The sequence below is a fragment of the Enterobacter sp. AG326 genome (assembly GCF_004362415.1).
In the GTDB taxonomy this organism is placed as follows: Bacteria; Pseudomonadota; Gammaproteobacteria; order Enterobacterales; family Enterobacteriaceae; genus Enterobacter; species Enterobacter asburiae.
In genome coordinates this window covers 1-1,222 of sequence record NZ_SNXG01000027.1, presented here as the reverse complement: position 1 = coordinate 1,222, position 1,222 = coordinate 1, and the positions used below count along the sequence as shown (strand labels likewise).

Here is a 1,222-nt window from a genome sequence, read left to right as displayed (position 1 = left end):
TGACCTGCTCCCAGTTGATTAGTACACCCCGATGTTAGTAATGTCTTCATAAGCCACATGAGGACATCCCCATGAAGACGCGTTTTTCCTACCAACAGATCATCAGTATTCTCCGCGAGGCTGAAGCCGGGGTATCCGCCCGTGAACTCTGCCGCAAGCACGCCATTTCCGATGCCACATTTTACACCTGGCGTAAGAAGTATGGCGGTATGGAGGTGCCTGAGGTTAAGCGCCTGAAGTCGCTTGAGGAAGAGAACGCCAGACTCAAGAAGCTGCTTGCCGAAGCCATGCTGGATAAAGAGGCGCTTCAGGTGGCTCTTGGGCGAAAGTACTGACGACAGACCAGAAGCGGGAAGCCGTGATGTTGATATGTGATGCGACCGGTCTGTCGCAACGTCGTGCCTGCAGGCTCACGGGTTTATCCCTGTCGACCTGCCGCTATGAGGCTCAGCGCCCGGCTGCAGATGCGCATTTATCAGGGCGCATCACTGAGCTGGCACTGGAGCGCAGGCGTTTTGGCTACCGTCGCATCTGGCAGTTGCTGCGCCGTGAAGGGCTGCATGTTAATCATAAGCGCGTGTACAGGCTTTATCACCTCAGTGGCCTGGGCGTAAAACGCAGAAGACGTCGTAAAGGGCTGGCAACAGAACGTCTGCCGCTGCTCCGTCCGGCGGCGCCCAATCTGACCTGGTCGATGGATTTCGTCATGGACGCATTGGCCACCGGTCGCAGGATCAAGTGCCTTACCTGCGTAGACGACTTCACGAAGGAATGCCTGACGGTCACTGTTGCCTTTGGGATTTCAGGCGTGCAGGTCACGCGTATTCTGGACAGCATTGCGCTGTTTCGCGGCTATCCGGCGACGATAAGAACGGATCAGGGCCCGGAATTTACCTGCCGCGCACTCGATCAATGGGCCTTTGAGCATGGCGTGGAGCTGCGACTTATCCAGCCCGGCAAGCCGACACAGAACGGATTTATTGAGAGTTTTAACGGACGCTTTCGCGATGAATGCCTGAATGAACACTGGTTCAGTGACGTCAGTCATGCCAGGAAAACCATCAGTGAATGGCGTCAAGATTATAATGAGTGCCGCCCGCACTCCGCGCTGAATTATCAGACGCCGTCTGAATTTGCGGCGGCCTGGAGAAAGGGTAATTCTGATAGTGAAGGATCCGACATTACTAAGTGAGCGTTGTATCTAATCCTGGGGGCAGGTCAC

General features: G+C 55.2%; 1 protein-coding gene. It reads left to right on the top strand.

The window, feature by feature from the left end:
- The first annotated feature begins 71 nt into the window (after positions 1-71).
- Positions 72-1,192, top strand: a protein-coding gene (locus DFO52_RS23060) for an IS3 family transposase (RefSeq protein ID WP_133551274.1) whose coding sequence is annotated in 2 segments (ribosomal slippage) — positions 72-330 and positions 330-1,192 — 1,122 coding nt in all. Because the reading frame shifts where the segments join, the coding sequence is not laid out codon by codon here.
- Positions 1,193-1,222 lie beyond the last annotated feature (30 nt).